This is a genomic window from Butyrivibrio sp. TB (genome assembly GCF_900110805.1).
In the GTDB taxonomy this organism is placed as follows: Bacteria; Bacillota; Clostridia; order Lachnospirales; family Lachnospiraceae; genus Butyrivibrio; species Butyrivibrio fibrisolvens_C.
On sequence record NZ_FOER01000031.1, the window covers coordinates 1 to 19808 of the forward strand.

Consider the following 19808-nt stretch of genomic DNA (forward strand, 5'->3'; position numbering starts at 1 on the left):
TGTTAACTTCCTATCTTTTTAACTCTCGTCGTCACTTCCGGTAAATCCCCTCAAAAAATCTCTTAATGCAGGGTTGATGATTTTTAATCCTCCTCATCAGCGTCCCCATTCATGAATTCTATGATCTCTTTCAGTGACTTTTTACTCTTCTCGAAAGCCTTCACCAGTTCCTTGCTCTCAAGTTCCCTGCGCTTTGTTATGAGCTTGTCCAGTTCTTTAAGCTCTGCTTCATATCTGTCTTTTGCCTTAAATACTGCCTCTTCCTGTTTCTTGATTCTATCGTCTAAACTTGTTCTTGCCATGATATCAGTCCTCCCTCTCTGCATTTGCCTTAACAATTACATTCTTTAGATCTTCTCCGAGTGCTCTTCCCAGCGTCTTTATGTCTGCTGCATTCATCCCGAATGCTTTCAGTATCGCTTTCTGGGTAGCACTTACTGCGTGATCTATCCTGTATGTATTGTCAGAGGACTTTATCATCTCTATCTTTTCAAGTTCCTTAAGTGCGGCTGGAACTGTCATGTAATTCTCTTTCTGTCCACTCTCCTTTACTTCATCCTTAAGGCATGTATATATCTTATTACGTATGATAAGAGCTATGAACTCTATGAAAAGCTTGGTCTCCAGAGATTCATTTCCATAAACCCTTTCTGCCCTTGCTCCCATATATGATTTATCTCCGCGGAACAGTTTTTCGGAAACATCCCTGCTCTTATACAGGTTTATTGCTTCTTCCGCTGTCATGGACTCTGATGTGATAAGTACAAAGTATCCACAGAGTGCAATCTCCCTGTCTATGACATCAGTGCGTTCGCGCCATGCAAGGAGTCGTTCATCTTCCTTGCCCTTATTGTAAATCTCAAGTTTAAAGTATTTCTCAATGTTTGGACTTGGGGGTATCTTCTTGCCCCTGTTCTTTTCAAGAAACTCGACTATCCTGTCTATCTTTCTCTCTACATTCTCGCGTTCTGCTGCATGTTTTCTGTCATTGTAGTATATGTGGAAATATCTGTCCTTTTCATCCGAAGGGAACAGTTGCATCTTAACTGTCATTCCATTGACTTTATAGGATCTTATGCTGTTTGCCCTGCTCTGCTCAAAACTGCCTCTATGTTTTAAAACAAGCTCACTCACAAGGTCCTTCATGCCCTTGACCATAATCACAAAGCCGTAGCCGTGGTGATCCATGTAGTGAATGTTTGCCTCACTAAAATATCCCCTGTCGAGGATGAATCCTATATTTTTATAGCCATAGCCTTCCACCTTTTCCAGCATGTACTGAAGCTGTGACACGTCATTGATGCTACCCGGATAGTCCTCATAGAAAAGGGGCTCATTGTTGTTCCTGTCATATGCTATCGCATAGTTGAAAATCGGCTTATCCTGCTTATCCTTTTCATGTCCGATCTCAGCAAGATCTATATCACCTGCCTGGCAGTGCTTATTGGTTGAATCATAAGAAACATAAATCTTTGATCTGTGATCCCGGTTCTTATTCCATTCATTAAGGAAAGCAATCCTTGCATCAGTCATGTCCTGGCCAAGGAAGTCTGAAATCTTTGAATCACTATAGACATGCATCCCTTTTGTAAAGAGAGGATGCTTATAAGCATAGTCAGGATAATACTGACCGGCATTGTTCTCAGTTAGAATGCTATATGCAGCAAGATCAAGAAACAGTCCGGCATCCTTGCCAACAATACGATTAACCATCTCGTCGATATGATAACTGGCAATGATCTTCCTGATTACAAAAAATGCTCCAACATTCAGGCAACTGCTGCGGCTGGTATCCCCTTCCAGTTCTTCAGGGATCTCTATATCCGGAAAGAACTTCATGCAGTTAGCATTAGGATACATCATGTCAAGGTGCTCATCATCACGTCTTCCGATGGATGTGGTCTTGGGGACGGAATACTTCTTGACAGGGTCATACTTTCTCTCATACGCATAGTACACGTAGGTAGTTCCCTTGATGTTTTTTATTGTGATACCGTTTTCCCCAGTCGGTATCTTCACAAGGAAATTCATATACATGGCAGCCTCCATAGAGATGTAATTACTTCTCTATTATCTTACCATGTTTCCCACTCAAAATCAAGTGAAATCCGCATAAAATCTGGTTTTTTCCAATTTCTCCACCTCTCAATTTGGCTGCCGAGAGTTAATTATCGCGGAAGTTCACAGTCTAAGAATCTGACACCTGTAGCTCTGGAACTGGGCGGCGAGAATGGGAACTGGTGCATTATCAGGAAAGATGCTAATCTCAAAGATGCTGCAAGAAAGATTGCCTTCTTCAAGATGCTCAACAGCGGACAGATCTGTATCAATATCAATCAGATTGCCGTTGCCAGCGAAATTGCTGACAGATTCATAGAACTGTTAAAAGGTGAGTTCAAACGCCAGATAGGCGATGATGCGCTTGTAAACAGCGAATATCCGCACCTCATCACTAAAAGCGCCTATGACAAATGTAAGTCCGAATGCGACCTTTATAAAGACAGGGTCATCTATGGCGGCAAGGGCGATCCTCAGAGCCTTAGATTCCAGCCAACTATCATATATCCTGTCAAGGACGACGAGCCTATAGTCAATCATGAGCTCTTTAATCCGCTTCTGCCTATCGTCCCCTTCGAAGATAACGAGGTGGACAAGCTCCTTAATATTATCGAATCAAGGCATCACGGACTTGCCCTATACATCTTCACTGAGAATATCGATTGGGCGCAGAAAGTAATGTCTACTATGCAGTTCGGAGGCGGCTGCATCAACGAAGTGTGCCTTCATATGATGGTCAAAGGCGTGCCTTTTGGTGGAACAGGTCATTCCGGCATGGGAGCATATCACGGCAAGTGGGGATTTATGGAATTCACACATCCTACAACTGTCCTTGTAGGAAGTACAAGATTCAACCTGCCGCTTAGGGAGCACCCATATAAAGGGATTAAGCTTGGGCTCATCAGATTGTTTGAAAGGTGAAGCTTGCTAATTGTATGGAATCATCAAGCTAGTTATATCCTTGAAAATACCATGGGCGGCTATCATTCAAGATGCTGCATCTATATTTTCTTTGGTATATCCGATTCGGGCTTTTGGATTCTTCTGCGCTATAAGATTTAGTACGAGATTCGCAAGCCCCATGTTTGCTTCACAGGCAGCCAGTGCCGGAAGACTATAACTGCCCTTATATATATCCAGGATTTCAATCGTATAAGTTATATCTTTTCCATACTGTTTGTTGATCTTAACATATGCCCAGACAATATCAGAATATGGGATAAGTCTCGTATCAGTATAGTATGTGAATATATATTTGTTGGTACAGTAGAAGGCATTCTTTATTATCTCTTTGGTAGTAGCAGATTTAAGATCTGATTCTAACATAGCATATTCACTATCAGTAAGCCTGCACATAGTTTTCTTGAAGCTATGGATAGGAGTCATACCGAAATAGAGAAGGAATAGTCCCAGTATACATGGGAACATAGCAAAAATAACAGCCGTTTCTATATCATCTTCTGAGATTCCGCTGCCATTGTATGATTCTTCAACTACAAGGCAGTATTTTCCAAAAAGCTCATCATAATCATCTAAGTCTATGTCTTCACCTGTGCTTTCGTTATAGAAAGTAACAGCATTTTCTTTACCCATATCAAGGAGGGTGTCATAATAGCCGTGAAGAGTTGCAACGCCTGTATCTTTAAGTTCTTTCATTGCCTTTTGGTATTCTTTGTCATCAAGCTCTGCTATATATATGCCGTTATCCGTACTGATCATATACACGCCATAGTCTCCGCTGCTTGGTGAGTAGAACAGGATAGGCACATAGGAGACTTTGATCTCGCCGATTGACTTGACGGATGCTTTCTCATATTCAGCGGCATCGTCCATATTGTATATAGTCGTATTTTTGGCCGAAACTTCTTCATTGTGTGAATATATAGAATATATAACCGGTGCAAGGATACTTATTGCAAGGATTATAGAGCCGGCAAGAGCTAGTTTTTTCTTTTTCTTAAGATATAGTTTTAGTGATTCATTATTAACTCTCTTAACAGCATCTTTGCCGGTTACAACTTTTGCCTTTTTGACAGGCTTTTGCTTTTCATATGAGGAGGCTATAGAAGTACCATATGAACTTATGGAATTTTCGAAAGCCTTTCTTTGTTTTCGCTCTTTAAGTAGCTTTGAGCCATTTTTGATGATATCGTATAATGCCAGAAGGATGATTATTCCGGGCATTAGATATTTGTCTATGAGAAAAGAGGGTACAAGATCTTGACCAGCAGGGCAGATAGTCTGATATCTTACAACACTTTCAGATTCATCAATGCTGTACTCTGCAATAGTTGAGCGATAGAATCTCTCCTCCTCATCGTCCATGGATCTGATGATGCCGACAAAGCTATATACATCACCGGACAGGAGCTCGTTTGAATCTATATCACCATCCAGGTAACTCCAGGTCTTATCTGATATCTTATCCATGAGTTTACGGTTACTATCAAAGACATACATAGATATAAATGAACTATCATCAAGCCAGGCTATATAATAGTATCTGTCTTTACCTGATGTATCATCATAAGTGACAGATGCATAGTTACCAAGGTTTGCATCAATAGTGACGTTTACGTACCTTTCCGGAAGCTCACCATCCCCATATTCTTCCAGATAGTCGGTAAGGCTTGGAATATTACCTGTAACGACGTCCTTTGTTTCTTCCCAACTTGGAACTGTATAGATGACAGCCCCAATCATGATAAGTACTGCAACAATAATTCTGGCTTTTTTACTAAGCATTAATTTGTCCCCCAACTTATATTATGTGCAACGCTTATATTCTAACATATACAAAGCCTTATGAGCATGTCAATCTTAGTAATAATGTGTGTTTCTTTTATGCTGTTGGGCCATGTTATCAGTAAAAATAGTAGGAGAAAATGATACGATCATAAGAATCTTTAATAACAAAACGGAAACTAATAAAATCATGTCATATATCAAATAGCTGATATGCTCATATTACAATATACAATTATTGCACCTGTCTCCCTAATAAGAAATAATTAATCCGGAATTATTATTGTGAAAATTGCCTTTTCGCATTCTGTTTCTTCTAATATAAATATCCATAATAAATCCCACTTTAGCCATGTGAAATTAAATAAAATATACAAACGATATACAGATAATCGCAAAAAATGTTTATTCTAGCGCAACTTTTGAATGAAAATAAATAGCAATAATTAGTACAAGAATAGCAATATTAAAAAAGAAACTCTGCCTATAACCCTTTATAAATGTATAGGAGTTATTAATTTAGATACAAATTTAGTAGGGAGGATTTATAGGTGGAGACTAGCTCTGCAAATAAGAAAACTTCTGTAGTAACCAAAAAGAAGCTTTCCAAAAATTATCTTAAAAGGTATTGGCAGTTATACGTTTTGCTGGCTATACCAATGGTATATTTTTTAGTGTTTAAGTATGTACCTATGGTATATATTCAGATTGCATTCAAAAAATATATGCTCAACACAAGTGTTTGGAGTATGCCCCTGGCCAAGAATAATGGATTCCAGTATTTCATACAGGCATTTTCCAATCCTGAATTCTTAAGGGCACTTAGGAACACTATCGTTCTTAACCTTCTTGATCTGTGTATCGGATTCCCGATCCCAATCATATTTGCACTTATTCTTAATGAGCTTGTATTCAAGCGTTTCAAGAAAGTGGTTCAGACAATTGCATACATGCCTCACTTCTTATCATGGGTCATCATCTATGGTATTGCTATACAGCTCTTTGCACCTAGCACAGGTCTTATCAACTTGGCTATCACAAAGATGGGCGGAGAGGCAGTTCCATTCCTCAATGATGGTAATCACTGGGTATGGACATATATCTTCCTTGGTGTATGGCAGAGTTTTGGATGGAACTCAATCGTATATCTTGCTGCAATAGCAGGTATCAACTCAGAACTTTACGAAGCAGCATCTGTTGATGGTGCCGGACGTTTCAAGAAGATGTGGCATATCACACTTCCTGGTATCAAGCCTACAATAGTTATTCTTCTTATCATGGCTATCGGTAATATCCTTGGAAGTAGTTTTGACAGACCATTCGCACTCCAGAATAACCTCGTAATGGATCAGGCGCAGGTTCTCTCAACATACGTATATCAGTATGGTATCAAGGGCCTGCAGTTCTCACTGACAACAGCTGTCGGACTGTTCCAGTCTGTAGTTGGCGTATTTTTCCTGCTTATGGCTAACTGGCTGTCTAGAAAGCTCGGAGAAAGGGGTATCTGGTAATGAAAGTAAAATCAAAAAAGGCAATGTTTGGCGATTGGATCTTTGTTCTTATATGCGTGATCATAAGTCTTATCTGTATTATTCCTATGATCAACCTGCTCGCCAGATCACTTAGTAGTACTGATGCGCTTGTAAGACATGAAGTATATCTGCTTCCAAAGGGACTTAACTTCGGCGCATATGCAACAGTTTTCAAGGATATGAAGTATATCAATGCATTTGTTTATACAGTTATCCTCACACTTGTTAGTACAGTAGTATCACTTACTATGACAACTATATGTGCATATCCTCTTATTTTTCCAGATCTTAAGGGAAAAGGATTTTTTAACGTAGTAATAACTATCACAATGTTCTTCAACGCAGGAGCAATACCTAACTACCTTCTGATGCAGAATCTTAATCTTCTGGACAATCCGCTGGTACTGGTTCTTCCATATTGCCTTAGCGTTTACAACATGATCATTATGAGAAGTTTCTTCTACGGAATCCCTGATTCACTCAGAGAATCCGCAGAGATTGACGGCGCTGACTTTTTTACAATACTTTGGAAAATATATATACCGCTTTCCAAACCTGTATTTGCAACACTCGCTCTGTTCTATGCAGTAGGTAGATGGAACGGATACTCAGATGCTCTTATGTATATTAAGAAATCAGAGTTCTATCCTCTTCAGCTCCTTTTGTACAACATCCTCAACAACATCAACAGCGTAGAAGTTGCAACACAGGAAGGTTTCTCTGCACCAGGTCTTTCAGAGTCACTTAAGGCAGCTATAGTTATGTTCTCAACGGTTCCGATTCTGTGCATATATCCATTCCTCCAGAAGTACTTCATTCACGGAGTTATGGTTGGTGCAGTTAAAGAATAAAATAATATGGCGCACAAGCGTCAAGGAGGGAAAAATGAAGAAAAGGTTACTTTCACTGCTTCTTGCATCAAGTATGGTAGTATCACTTGCTGCATGCGGCAAATCCGGCGAAGGAAACGGACAGGGTACAGCAACAGGCTCAGCTCCTGCAGATGCTGCAACAGAGCTTGTAGATGGCAAGTTTGCTGACACAAGAACAATCACAGTAGAGGTTTATGATCGTGGTAATGATGGCGGATCTGACCCTACAGACAACATGTACACTAAGTACATCCATGATCAGATGCTCGAGCAGCACAATGTAGATGTACAGTTTGTAAAGGTTCCAAGATGGACAGAGGTTGATGAGATCAACAACCTCCTTGCAGCACAGACAGCTCCTGATGTATGCGTAACATACAGCTATGCTACAATTCAGACTTATGCTGATATGGGTGGTGTTCTCGATCTGAGCTCATATGTAGAGGATTATAAGGATGTACTTCCTAACCTCTGGGATTGGCTCGGTGAGTCCAATATCTATTGGGACAAAGATCCTGAATCAGGATCAATCTGGGCACTTGAAGCAAGACTTGCTAACCAGAACCGTATCTGCACGTTCATCCGTAAAGACTGGCTTGATACTCTTGGCCTTGAAGAGCCTACAACTAAGGATGAGTTTTACAATGTTCTCTGCCAGTTCAGAGACAATGCTGACAAGCTTCTTGGCGCAGATGCTGACAAGATGGTTCCTTATTCAGTAAGCTATGACGTAGGTTGGAGAGCAGCTACTCTTATCGAGTCATTCATGGATCCGGCTATCACAGAAAAAGAGTACTATGTAAACGGATTCGATGACAGAAAGCTTACAGAAAACGGTACTAAGGATGCTATCAAGCTCCTCAACAAGTGGTACAACGAAGGTCTTATGTGGGATGATTTCGCTGTATACGGAAGCGGCGACACAACAGAAGACGACATGATGAAGGCCGGCTATGTTGGTGCATTCACACACAACTGGGATTACCCTTACAGAAACGGTGAAGATTCTATCGAAGCTAACCTCAAGAGACTTGTAGGCGAAGACGCTTCTTATGTAGCAATCGATCCTTTCGAAGATTCCAACGGAACACATACTAAGTGGATCGCAGGCCCTATCGACAGAAAAATCTTCTTCCCTGTAACTAACGATGAACCTCTTGCGTCTCTTCTGTACCTTGATTTCATCTCAGATCCTGAGACTATCCAGTATCTCCAGATCGGTGATGAGAACGTTACACACACAGTTGCTGACAATGGTGCTATCCAGATTCAGGCTGCAACAGGCGATGCTATCCAGAACTCCGGTATGAACATCGACTATACAATCACATGTAACGGTCTTCACCTTGTAGATCCTGAGATCACAGAGCTCTCACTTGCATATAGCTATGCAGGTGTAGATCCTAACCTTATCTTAAGAGCTGATGAGATTGCTAAGACAGATACAAGAGAACTTGGTAATGTACAAGTTGGTGCTATCGAGTCTGAAGCAGGATTTGGTGAAGCTCTTTCAAGTAAGCGTGATCAGGTATACGATAAGGCTCTTAGCGCATCAGAAGCTGATTTCGATAGCGTTTGGGATGCTGGAATGCAGGATTACCTCGCATCAGGCGGACAGACTATCATGGATGAGAGAAAGACAGCTTGGGAAAATGCATACGGCGATGCAGAGAACCTTCCTGAGAAATAATGCAATTATAAATAATGCAGGTAAAAAATATTTCAATTGGTAATAATTGATCTATAAGAAATCATTCAGGGCAACTTTCGCGAGCAACGAAGGTTGCCTTGAATTCTTTAGAATCAGGGCTTAGGTCAAAGTCGCTTATTGCTCTTGCAATTCTTGAAAGGCATGCATCTGCCATTTCCTCCATGGGGAGATTGACAACAGAAAGAGAAGGAATTGAAAATTCCTCCTGTTCACTAGGCCCGTTGCCTATGCTGATAAGTTTGAGCTTATCAGGAATATGTATACCATTTTCATGAAAAGCTTTAAGAGCTCCAAAGGCTATATTGTCAGAAGAGCACAGGATACAGTCAGGTACAGAGCCCTGACTTTTTTTATTTATGCGTACAGCTATCTTAAGAGCGGCCTTGTATCCGCCTATCAAAGAATCATCTGTAATTACTGTTTCAACATCTTTAATACCTATTTCATTGAACTTGTATCTGAACATATTCTCACGTATACTCATTCCATTGAAATCAGCTTTAGAAGTAATAATAACAGGGTGCTGTAAATCTTGACTTATAAATACATCTGCAGCAGTGCTTCCTATCTCATAATCATTCATGTTTATAGTTGGATATTTCTTGGAATAACGATTATAAATAACGATCGGTATTGGAAAGTCATTGTTTTCGAGGTATGTCATATCATCTTCAGATGCGTTGCATATGATAAAACCATTGCTTCCCATTATAGTTCTCTTTGTGATGGCATCCTTAAGATGACCTACATTATAGGGCATGATCTGAAGTTCATATTTGTATCCGTTTCGTATAAGTGAATCCTGAAGTCCTTTGAAGAAACGGGGCAGTATATACTGTCTTGCATTTGCATCCCAAAAAAGAGTTATGATATGCATGTTAGGAAGATTGCTTCTAAGTAGCTTGGACTGCATATTTGGTGTATAGCCAAGCTTCATAGCAGCATCATTGATCTTTTTTTGTGTTTCTTTTGATATATTTCTTTTTTCTCCAAGACCTCTAAGTACTATTGATACAGTACTTGCAGAAAAACCAGTGTATTTTGCGATATCTTTAATTGTTGTCATTTTAAGTCCTCTTTATATTTTGTATTTTCGTAAGTATTACTTAGATGATGTAACATCAAGGATATTCACACATCCAAGTGAGAAGTTTGAGTTATACATCATAATAATATCACATAAATCCCCCATGCACTATATAAAATAGTACAACGATATACTATTTACATTTACCAGCTATAAGCGTATAATCCAAAAATAAAGTACAACGATGTACTAAACCAATCCATCTAAATTTTTATATCCGTGCAATATTGATATTACTGTATTTATCATTCCAATTTGTTTTGGATACAAGAGCCTTAATAAGGCATATATCACTGATATATACCTGATAGGATCGTATTTTTTCCAAACAGATGAAAAGCTTTTACCTAATTCGGAGGAACTAATATGAAGAAGATAGCTATAGGCGGTGGTCAGGGATTCTGGGGAGATTCTCCTGATGCTGCAATACATATGATCAGTAAAGCTGATATTCAGTATCTTGCATGTGATTATCTTGCAGAACTTACTTTATCGATCATGGCGAGACAGAAGATCAAAGATCCGTCCAAAGGATATGCGCCGGATTTTGTTACAAGACTGCTCAAAGAGGCAGGAAGACAGGCTTATGACAAGAATATAAGGATCATCACCAATGCAGGGGGGATGAATGTTGACGGCTGCGTTGAAGCTATAAAGAACTGGGCTTTGAGTGAAGGGCTAAGTGGATACAGGATAGGTTATGTAACAGGAGATGACATCAAGGCCAAGATCCCGCAGCTTATCAAAGAGGGATGGGACTTCCCGTCAATGGATACAGCAGGAAGCAATGACACAAGTGGTATATCATTTGAAGACATTAAAGACAAGATATATAACTGCAATGCATATATAGGACATGAAGAGATACAGAGGGCTATAGCTGGCGGCGCTGATACTGTTATCACAGGGCGGGCTGCAGACTCGGCTCTATTCCTTGCTCCACTTGCGCATGAATTTGGCTGGGCAGATGATGACTGGGACAATCTTGCAAGAGGCATCATGGCTGGTCACTTATTAGAATGCGGAGGGCAGGGGGCTGGTGGCAACTTCATGTATGACTGGCGCAGCGTTCCTGATATGGAACATCTGGGATTCCCAATTGCTGAGCTTACAGAAGATACTATGGAGATAACCAAAGCGCCAGACTGCGGCGGACTTATTACAGAACAGAGTGTTAAAGAGCAGTTTCTGTATGAAGTGCTGGATCCTTCTAACTATCTGACACCTGATGTAAACGTAGATATAAGTCATGCAACCATCACAAAAAAGGGAGAGAACAGGGTATCCGTAGCCGGCATCAAAGGCAAGAAGCGCCCTGACACTATCAAGCTCTGCGTAGGTTATCACAAGGGCTGGAAGACCGTATCCATGTTGTCTTTTGCCTGGCCGGATGCTTATGAGAAGGCAAAATACTGTGCAGAGATCATCATGAACAAGATGAAGGAAAAAGGAATGAAAGCAGACGATGTTCATATCAGCTTTATAGGTCTTGACTCTCTCCACCTCGGCGTTGCTGATAAGAACCCTGAGACACTGGCAAGGCTCAATGAGTGTGTTATGCGCATAGCTGTTTTCTCAGAAGATAAGAATGAATGCGCCAAGATAATACCTGAGATAAGTCCTCTTCAGCTTAATGGACCACAGGGTGCTTCATTCTTTGGAGGAAGAGCCCATGTTCAGGAAGTTATGGCCCTGTATCCGACAGTTATCCCAAGAGATGCTCTTGATGTGAAGAGCCATATGATCACAGTCTGATAACCACAGACAACTATAGCTTTCCGGCATTGATCATAAAAAAGAATACTATAGTAATGATATATAAAAGATTTAAATAGTAAAAGATTGAAATAATAAAAGATAAAAAAGAGGATTGATTATGCCCAGAATATATTTATATGACATTGCCCACGGAAGAAGCGGAGATAAGGGCGATACCAGCAATGTATGCGTATTTGCAAGAAGATCGGAATTCTACAATATCATAAAAAGGGAAGTAACACCTACAAGGCTAAAAGAGTACTTTGGAGACATGGTCAAAGGCGACATCATACGATATGATGTCGAGACCCTACTTGGCATGAACTTTGTGATGCATCATGCTTTAGGCGGCGGAGCTACTATGAGCCTTCGTCTGGACAGCCTTGGCAAGTCCATGGGATCAGCAGTTATGAGGATGAAGATAGATGTATCTGATGAGGAGCTTGAGACGATACAGAAGCTTGGCGCAAGGCTCATGCCCTTCGAAGATCCATATGAGGAGGCAAGAGTATGAGTGATGGATTAAATAGTGCAGGGAACAATCCACAGGCACTTGAAGATATATGCGTCCTTGATCTTACAAGAGTAGTAGCAGGGCCTTATGGCGGATCTATACTAGGAGATTTTGGCGCCAAAGTGATCAAGATAGAAGTCCCCGGCAAGGGAGATGATGCAAGAGGCTACGGTCCATATAAAAATGGTGAGAGCGTCTATTATGCCAATCTTAATCGTAATAAAAAAGGAATTACATTAAATCTAAAATCAGAAAAAGGTAAAGAGATTTTTAAAAAGCTCGTCACAAAGGCAGATGTAGTCTTAGAGAATTTCAGACCAGGTGTTATGGATAAACTGGGGCTTGGTTATGACGTTCTTAAAAAAATAAACCCCGGGCTTATATATGCGGCATGTTCCGGATTCGGGAGCTATGGAAGATACAGCCAGCGCCCGGGTTATGATATAATATCGCAAGGGATGGGTGGCCTTATGTCTATAACAGGATGTCCTGGCGGAGAGCCTACAAGGTCAGGTAATGCCATGGGAGACATGCTTGGCGGTATGAATATGATAATGGGCGTTCTTATGGCTCTTCATGCAAGGCAGAGAACAGGCAAGGGTCAGAGAGTTGATGTGTCGCTTGTAGACAGCGTAGTTGCCAGCCTTGAAAATGCATATATAAGGTATTTTGATTCAGGACAGATCCCTGTTAGAAGCGGCAATGCATACGCATCTATAGCTCCATATGACACATATCATGCCAGGGACGGATTCGTAGTCATCGCATGTGGCAATCAGAAGCTATATGAGAAGTTCTGCCGTCTCATCGGAAGAGAAGACATGATAACTGATGAGAGATTCCTTACAGTTCCCTTGCGAGTTCAGAACAACCTCATTCAGAAAGCTGAGATTGAAAAGTGGACTATGGACAAGAGTGTTGATGATATAGTTGATATTATACTAGGCGCCGGAATTCCCGCAGGTCCTATATATGATGTCAAAAATATCACAGAAGATCAGCATATTGCATCTGATAGAGAGATGTTCATAGACATAGAACATCCTGTGATAGGACATATGAAAGTCAATGGCAATCCCATTAAACTTATGGATATGATGCCCAGGATCAATTATCCGGCACCTACACTTGGTCAGGACAATGATATGGTATTTGGTGATATTTTGGGCATGGATGAAGATCAGATCAGAGAATTAAAACAGCAAAAAGTAATCTGATATATTCATATGATTATTTATATATCTTGGATATATTAGTAAATCTAAAGAAGTTATTAATATTAAGTGATATTAGTAACAGATCCTTTAGTTTTAAGTCTTGCCAACAAGAACTCGTAACGGTTTTTAGGCATAAGTTAGAAGCAAAAAAGATAAAATTACAGGAGCTATTTTATGATTGCACAAGTCTTTAAATATCTAAAACATCGACCTATACTAAGACGATGGATAGTCATAGGACTTACAATCATATGTCTTACAGGGTTGATGCTGATTGCGTCAGCCCTGTTTATGGTGCGAAAGCTCTATATCAAAGAGCAGACACTTCAGGAGAATGTTGCTGATGAGAACATGGCGCTTTTGGATAATTCATTTGAGGAAGTCGTACTTGGCGCCCAGACGTTGATATCCAACGATCTTGTTACAGTTGCCTCAAGGAAGGGAGATGAGACTGTCGAAGACAGGATGCGTCTATCTGATATATCCAGGCTCATCAATGAGTACATGGCTGTTCATACATCTTTTAGCAAGATGTATCTTATTTTTCCAAAGGCAGACTTTGGAGTTCTGACAGAATCAGAATATATCCATATAAAGGATAACCTTCGTATGCTCTCTGGTATTGACTTACAGGCACAGGATAGTGACAAACTGTTCTCAGACAATCTCTACAGTGCCTTTAAGATAATAGGAAGAGGTGCTGACAAGCAGCTCTACTATTCCATGGCAACGCAGTACAAGACTACTCTTGAAGATCAGGATGCAGTACTTCTTATAAGGCTTGATCTGTCAGAGCTTCGCAGCAGGATAGATAGCGGATATACCTTTTTCCTGATAGCAGATGATGGAGAATATATCAAGATAGGAAGTGAAGAGTTCTCAGATGAGTTTATCTCGCAGTGTATAAGCTGTCAGGCCAAAGAGACTGTAGATGGCAGGATCATATACCCCCATAACAGTAACTCATTTGGTATTAAGCTCGTGTCTGTCATGGATAGAAGCATTGCCCTTGGGCAGATCCGCCCTTTTATCCTGGGAGTCATTGTCTATGGTATCGCACTTATTCTTATAGCTGCAGGTCTTTCGGTGTACTGTCTTCGCCGCCAATATAGACCCATTGAGGAGATAATCTCTTTTATGGAAAAAAATGAAGTCGTAAGTTCTGGGGACAGAACCAGGGATAACGATGAATTCAAGCAGATAGAGAACGGAATAGACAGATCTATCAGAATGTTACAAAAATCATCAAAAGATTACTTTGAATATATAAATGACAATGCAACAAGGCTTATAAAACTTCTTAATGATGGAATTGACATCTTAGAGCCGGGCAATAAGGATGACTACAGATATCTGGTTGTAAGCTATGATATTGATAATCCTACAGGTGAACCATTTGAACAAAAAGACAGAGACATGGTCTGGTTTATAATCCATAACGTATCAGAAGAGCTCCTTGGTAAGGAGAACCTGCTCATAAGCGGAGGTCTTGCACATTGGTTTTACAATATCATAGAGCTTGACGGCGTTGATGACATAACTTTAGGAGATCTTACTTCGAAGCTAAACAGCGTATGTACCTTCATAAGGGAGAAATATGACATAGCGCTTGTATCCAATATTTCTGATATACATCATGGCAAGAAGGGACTTATAAAGGGTAATAGTGAAGCCATGCTGGTCAGAGAATATCGAATATATGTAGGCCAGCTTCCTTATGTTGCCTATTACAAAGAGCTGTCCCTTGATGATGATGCCAAGGCAACACTTACAAGCTGGGATCAGATGGAACAGATTCAGAATATGTACCGAATGCATCGAGGGCTAGAAGCTCAGGGCATGCTCGATAATATGGTAGGCAAGGCTGTAAAAAATACCATTAAGAATACTATTAAGACTAACGATATACAAGATTCATCTATGGAAAATAGTGGCAAGAGCACTAACATTGCTGAGAAAGCAAGGCAATACGTAGATACATACTATGCTGATAAGAATATGAATGTGAATAGCATAGCTGATGAACTTGGAGTCAATAATTCGTATTTGTCCAGAACCTTCAAACAGGTATATGGATCCGGAATGCTGGAATACATCAACAATGTAAGACTTGATAAGGCCAAAGAACTTATGGAAGAGGGATTTACAGTCAAGGATGCCGCAGATAAGGTGGGCTTTGCAACCCCCAGACCCCTTATCAGGTGTTTTAGAGAAAAATACGGCACAACGCCCGGAGACTATTATAAATATAAATAACTACAACTTTCCACTAGGACGGACCGGTATACTTAAGTGGAAAGTTTTAATAAATAACTTCACATCAGAAATATACGCAAATACATGCAGGTTGCCATATCTTATAAGCAACCTGTTTTTTCTATGTATCATTTTTGCATATGTCTGATTTTTGACCTATGTCAAAAATGGTACTTCGATATCATAAATCGGTTCTTTCAGCGCCTTCATTCCATGCGTATACTTGCAAGTAGATGGAGCACGGAGCTGCGGTGACATAGCTGCCGTAGTGGAGGATTGGGTTATTTAATGAAAAAAGAAAAGGAGAGTTGAATGGAACAGGCGCTAAAAAAAGAAAAGATCGCCGTGCCGGATAATAAGGCAAAAGCATCGGCGAAGAAAAGCAAAACAGTAATTCCTAAAAACGGATATGTCGAAAATGCCGGATTTGCTGGACTTCTTCATAATCTAAGGATCGATTTTATGAGGAACAAAGTAATCTATATAATGTGCATTCCAATTGTTGCCTGGTACATTATATTTCACTATATTCCGATGGGCGGAATAGTGATGGCATTCCAGAAATATACACCGGCTCTTGGAATATCGAAAAGTCCATGGGTTGGATTTGATAATTTCACAAGATTTTTTACCGGACCTTATTTTGGAAGACTTATAAGAAATACTACAGTGATCGGAGTTCTGGACGTAATATTCGGCTTCCCGGCTCCTATAATCTTTGCTCTTCTTCTTAATGAAGTGCGTACCAAATTTGTCAAAAAAACTATACAGACAGTATCCTACATGCCTTATTTTATATCCATGGTTGTTGTATGCGGTCTTATAGTAGACTTCACACAAAGCGGCGGCCTTATCTCCAACCTGGTTGCAGCGATTACCGGTACAACACCGGCTAACCTTCTTGCCAATCCTTCTTATTATTGGGCGATACATATTATCTCCAATATATGGCAGGGAATGGGCTATGGTTCGATCATCTACATCGCAGCTCTTGCAGGAGTAGATCAGGAACTGTATGAAGCAGCTGTACTTGACGGAGCTTCAAGATGGCAGAGATGTATCAGCATCACGATACCATCTATAATGCCGACTATCATGATCATGCTTATACTCAGAATGGGATCTATCCTTCAGGTCGGAGCAGACAAGATCCTTCTTCTCTATACACCTGCAACCTATGAAACAGCAGATGTTATAAGCACATACATATATAGGTGCGGTCTTCAGCAATATGATTACGGCTTCTCAACCGCTGTAGGTTTGTTTAACTCTATTATCGGAACTGCATTTCTTCTGATAACCAACGCTATATCGAAAAGGTATACCGAATCCAGTCTATTCTAGACTATAACAGGGGGATTACAAAATGGTAGTAAAAAAATCTATTGGCGATTATATATTTGACACCCTCAATTATATATTGCTTATATTCATCGCATTTATATGTGTCGTTCCTATCGTACATGTATGCTTTGCTTCTATATCAGAGCCTGCTCTTGTTGATAAGGCAACAAGCTTTATACTCTGGCCTTTGGGCAAACCATCATTTAACGCTTACAAGATCATCATGCGATACAAGAATATCTGGACAGGTTATAAGAACACCTTGTTCTATGTAGTAGCGCAGTGCTTTATAACAAGTATCTTATCAGTGATAGCAGGATATATCACATCCCGTAAGCGTTTTAGATACAGAAATGTACTTATGATGTTCCTTGCTTTTACAATGCTCTTCAACGGCGGTATGATCCCGACATATATGGTCGTTAATAAGCTGGGACTTCTTAATACAAGAGCTGCTCTTCTTATCCCCCAGGCAATGGGTGTCTTCTATATTATCATCATGAGGACAGCAATACAGGCAATCCCAGATTCTCTTGAGGAGTCAGCCAGAATGGATGGTGCGGGCGAACTTACCATTATGTTCAAGATCATCCTTCCGCTTTGCAAAGCTACTTTTGCAGTTATAATCCTGTTTATTGCAGTAGATAAGTGGAATGAATGGTTCTCAGCACTGTTGTATCTGCCTACAGCAAGAGAGATGTATCCGCTTCAGATGTTCATGAGAGAGATACTGATATCTGCCCAGAACTCGACAAGTTCAGTTACTGCCAATGCCGGAGATCTTATGGACAATGCTCAGCTTTATAAGACACTGGTCAAATATGGCGCTATCGTAGTATCTACACTTCCGATACTGGCTATATATCCCTTCTGCCAGAAGTATTTTGTAACAGGTGTTATGGTTGGATCGGTAAAGGGGTAGTTTCTTATATTCATTGGTAAAAATCTATTCTATTAGTAAAAACTATTGTTGAATATTGAATGGGAAAAAAAGAGAAGGTATATCAAAACAATATATTCTTAAAGGGAGGGTTTCATAATGAGAAAAAAGATTGTAGCACTGTTTCTTACAGCGATGACAACTGTGGCAGCTATCACAGGTTGCAGCAAGGATGCAGGTCAGGCAAGCGGATCGACTTCATCTGCAGACTATGCCTACAATGAAGACGGTGAATGGACATGGCCGCTCAAGGAGAAAAAGGAACTTAGCATCTGGATCGTATGGAGCAACGATTATGTTGAGAATCCAAATGATCTTAAGGCTATCCAGAAGATGGAGGAGCTTACCAATGTACATGTTAACTGGCAGGTAGTAGATGCAGCTTCTGCTCAGGAGCAGTTTGGACTCATGCTTGCATCAGGGGAATATCCGGATATCATTCGCGACTGCGGAACTTACTATCCGGGAGGAACAGAGAAAGGTGTTCAGGACGGTGTACTTGTAGATCTTACAGATGTTGCAGAAAAATATATGCCCAATTATACAGCACTTCGTACCAGCATACCTGAACTTGAGAAAGACACTGTAACAGATGAAGGTAAGATCGTCGGTACACGTACCATCACATCATATTTTGGAGATATAAGAGGTGAGAGAGTATGGGCAGGAATGGCACTTCGCGGAGACTGGCTTGATGATCTTGGACTTGAAGTACCCAGAACAATAGATGACTGGGACAAGGTCCTTACAGCATTCAAAGAAAACTACCCGGAATGTGAAGCACCTCTCATGATCGGAACTAACGGATATGACTATTTCAGCCATTTCCTTTCAGCATACGGAGTACTCGGCGAATTCTATAAGGATGGTGATACTGTCAAATACGGTCCTCTTGAAGATGGTTACAAACAGTGGCTGACGCTCTTCCATGACTGGTATGAAAGAGGTCTCATTGATCCTAACTTCATGACCAACTCTGCAGATATGGCAAGCCCTGCTGATTATATTGGAACAGGCAAGGCTGGCGCCGGCGTTCAGCTTTGGGGACTTACTTCAGATGTGCTCAAGACACAGGGATATACAACAGATGAGGACTTCAATCTTGTAGCAACATCCTCTCCTGTACTTAAGGAAGGCGATACACCTGAGATTGGATTTAACACATCAGCTCTTGTTAAGGAAGAAGTTGGTATCTCCACATCTACCAAAGATCTTGAGCTTGCATGCAGATATCTTGACTTCTGGTATTCTAATGAATCAATGCTCCTTAATACACTTGGTATCGAAGGCGAGTCATATACAGTAGATGCTGATGGTACTTATCACCTTACAGATGCTATGCAGGCCATGATAGATGAAGGCAAGGTTAATACAAGAGCAGAGGCTGTATATACATATACACTTGGAACAGCAGATTTTGGATTATATAACTGGGGTATGTTCGATCCTATCTATGAAGGACAGGATGCACTTAAAGCATATGATGAATTCGACAAAGACAAGTTTGACCTTATGCTTCCTCCATGCATGACAATGACTGACGCTGAGAACACAGAATATGTTACACTTTATACAGATATACAGACACTTGCTCGTGAGAACACAGTTAAGTTCATCACAGGTGAGAAGTCACTTGATGAGTATGATGCGTTTGTAGAACAATTAAGGTCTTACAATATTGACAGATGCATAGAACTTCAGCAGGCTGCTCTTGACAGATATAATGCAAGATAATAAATATCAAATGTAATTATATAATATAAAAAATATACAG

At 40.4% G+C, this 19808-nt stretch carries 15 protein-coding genes; 11 read left to right on the top strand and 4 right to left on the bottom strand.

Going from position 1 to position 19808, the window contains the following annotated elements:
• Positions 1-83: 83 nt before the first annotated feature.
• Positions 84-302 carry a hypothetical protein gene (locus BMX21_RS16720; RefSeq protein WP_022755965.1) on the bottom strand — a complete coding sequence of 73 codons (219 nt, stop codon included), beginning with the start codon at positions 300-302 and terminating at the stop codon, positions 84-86.
• A gap of 4 nt (positions 303-306) precedes the next feature.
• Complete coding sequence (locus BMX21_RS16725; protein ID WP_092039752.1) at positions 307-2037, bottom strand: IS1634 family transposase; 1731 nt, start codon at positions 2035-2037, stop codon at positions 307-309.
• A 159-nt stretch (positions 2038-2196) separates the two neighbouring features.
• Between BMX21_RS16725 and BMX21_RS20220 the strand changes: the two genes are divergently transcribed.
• On the top strand, positions 2197-2979 hold the full coding sequence (locus BMX21_RS20220) for an aldehyde dehydrogenase family protein (RefSeq protein WP_278305259.1): 783 nt from the start codon (positions 2197-2199) through the stop codon (positions 2977-2979).
• Positions 2980-3045: 66 nt separating this feature from the next.
• Here BMX21_RS20220 and BMX21_RS16735 read toward each other — a convergent pair whose 3' ends face one another.
• Positions 3046-4803, bottom strand: coding sequence for a DUF6709 family protein (locus BMX21_RS16735; protein ID WP_092046074.1), 1758 nt, complete (start codon positions 4801-4803; stop codon positions 3046-3048).
• Between the two features lie 551 nt (positions 4804-5354).
• Between BMX21_RS16735 and BMX21_RS16740 the strand changes: the two genes are divergently transcribed.
• Genes BMX21_RS16740 through BMX21_RS16750 form a run of 3 tightly spaced genes read left to right on the top strand, consistent with a single transcriptional unit; the run spans position 5355 to position 8897 of the window.
• Positions 5355-6314 (top strand): ABC transporter permease, encoded by a 960-nt coding sequence (locus BMX21_RS16740; protein ID WP_092046076.1) that lies wholly within the window; start codon positions 5355-5357, stop codon positions 6312-6314.
• Positions 6314-7186, top strand: coding sequence for a carbohydrate ABC transporter permease (locus tag BMX21_RS16745; protein WP_092046078.1), 873 nt, complete (start codon positions 6314-6316; stop codon positions 7184-7186). Before BMX21_RS16740 ends, BMX21_RS16745 begins: the two co-directional genes overlap by 1 nt.
• 34 nt (positions 7187-7220) lie before the next feature.
• Complete coding sequence (locus BMX21_RS16750) at positions 7221-8897, top strand: extracellular solute-binding protein (RefSeq protein ID WP_092046080.1); 1677 nt, start codon at positions 7221-7223, stop codon at positions 8895-8897.
• Between the two features lie 61 nt (positions 8898-8958).
• Here the strand turns inward: BMX21_RS16750 and BMX21_RS16755 are convergent, their stop codons facing one another.
• Complete coding sequence (locus BMX21_RS16755; RefSeq protein ID WP_092046082.1) at positions 8959-9984, bottom strand: LacI family DNA-binding transcriptional regulator; 1026 nt, start codon at positions 9982-9984, stop codon at positions 8959-8961.
• 387 nt (positions 9985-10371) lie between these two features.
• Between BMX21_RS16755 and BMX21_RS16760 the strand changes: the two genes are divergently transcribed.
• The 7 genes from BMX21_RS16760 (at position 10372) to BMX21_RS16790 (ending at position 19768) form a co-directional block, all read left to right on the top strand.
• Positions 10372-11760 carry an acyclic terpene utilization AtuA family protein gene (locus BMX21_RS16760; RefSeq protein WP_092046084.1) on the top strand — a complete coding sequence of 463 codons (1389 nt, stop codon included), beginning with the start codon at positions 10372-10374 and terminating at the stop codon, positions 11758-11760.
• Positions 11761-11881: 121 nt separating this feature from the next.
• Complete coding sequence (locus BMX21_RS16765; protein WP_242952949.1) at positions 11882-12277, top strand: AtuA-related protein; 396 nt, start codon at positions 11882-11884, stop codon at positions 12275-12277.
• Positions 12274-13494, top strand: coding sequence for a CaiB/BaiF CoA transferase family protein (locus BMX21_RS16770; protein WP_092046086.1), 1221 nt, complete (start codon positions 12274-12276; stop codon positions 13492-13494). The genes BMX21_RS16765 and BMX21_RS16770 overlap by 4 nt, the downstream gene beginning before the upstream one ends.
• 174 nt (positions 13495-13668) lie before the next feature.
• A complete protein-coding gene (locus tag BMX21_RS16775) occupies positions 13669-15750 on the top strand; it encodes a helix-turn-helix transcriptional regulator (RefSeq protein WP_092046088.1) in 2082 nt (693 codons plus the stop codon).
• Positions 15751-16062: 312 nt separating this feature from the next.
• Positions 16063-17094, top strand: coding sequence for an ABC transporter permease (locus tag BMX21_RS16780; RefSeq protein ID WP_092046090.1), 1032 nt, complete (start codon positions 16063-16065; stop codon positions 17092-17094).
• A gap of 22 nt (positions 17095-17116) precedes the next feature.
• Positions 17117-18016, top strand: coding sequence for a carbohydrate ABC transporter permease (locus tag BMX21_RS16785; protein WP_092046092.1), 900 nt, complete (start codon positions 17117-17119; stop codon positions 18014-18016).
• 117 nt (positions 18017-18133) lie between these two features.
• A complete protein-coding gene (locus BMX21_RS16790; RefSeq protein WP_092046094.1) occupies positions 18134-19768 on the top strand; it encodes a type 2 periplasmic-binding domain-containing protein in 1635 nt (544 codons plus the stop codon).
• Positions 19769-19808: the final 40 nt, after the last annotated feature.

Excerpts from the sequence above, each read along its gene's own strand:
- BMX21_RS16720 (WP_022755965.1), bottom strand. The coding sequence starts at position 302 with ATGGCAAGAACAAGTTTAGACGATAGAATCAAGAAACAGGAAGAGGCA.
- BMX21_RS16725 (WP_092039752.1), bottom strand. The coding sequence starts at position 2,037 with ATGTATATGAATTTCCTTGTGAAGATACCGACTGGGGAAAACGGTATC.
- BMX21_RS16735 (WP_092046074.1), bottom strand. The coding sequence starts at position 4,803 with ATGCTTAGTAAAAAAGCCAGAATTATTGTTGCAGTACTTATCATGATT.
- BMX21_RS16745 (WP_092046078.1), top strand. The coding sequence starts at position 6,314 with ATGAAAGTAAAATCAAAAAAGGCAATGTTTGGCGATTGGATCTTTGTT.
- BMX21_RS16750 (WP_092046080.1), top strand. The coding sequence starts at position 7,221 with ATGAAGAAAAGGTTACTTTCACTGCTTCTTGCATCAAGTATGGTAGTA.
- BMX21_RS16755 (WP_092046082.1), bottom strand. The coding sequence starts at position 9,984 with ATGACAACAATTAAAGATATCGCAAAATACACTGGTTTTTCTGCAAGT.
- BMX21_RS16760 (WP_092046084.1), top strand. The coding sequence starts at position 10,372 with ATGAAGAAGATAGCTATAGGCGGTGGTCAGGGATTCTGGGGAGATTCT.
- BMX21_RS16765 (WP_242952949.1), top strand. The coding sequence starts at position 11,882 with ATGCCCAGAATATATTTATATGACATTGCCCACGGAAGAAGCGGAGAT.
- BMX21_RS16770 (WP_092046086.1), top strand. The coding sequence starts at position 12,274 with ATGAGTGATGGATTAAATAGTGCAGGGAACAATCCACAGGCACTTGAA.
- BMX21_RS16775 (WP_092046088.1), top strand. The coding sequence starts at position 13,669 with ATGATTGCACAAGTCTTTAAATATCTAAAACATCGACCTATACTAAGA.
- BMX21_RS16780 (WP_092046090.1), top strand. The coding sequence starts at position 16,063 with ATGGAACAGGCGCTAAAAAAAGAAAAGATCGCCGTGCCGGATAATAAG.
- BMX21_RS16785 (WP_092046092.1), top strand. The coding sequence starts at position 17,117 with ATGGTAGTAAAAAAATCTATTGGCGATTATATATTTGACACCCTCAAT.
- BMX21_RS16790 (WP_092046094.1), top strand. The coding sequence starts at position 18,134 with ATGAGAAAAAAGATTGTAGCACTGTTTCTTACAGCGATGACAACTGTG.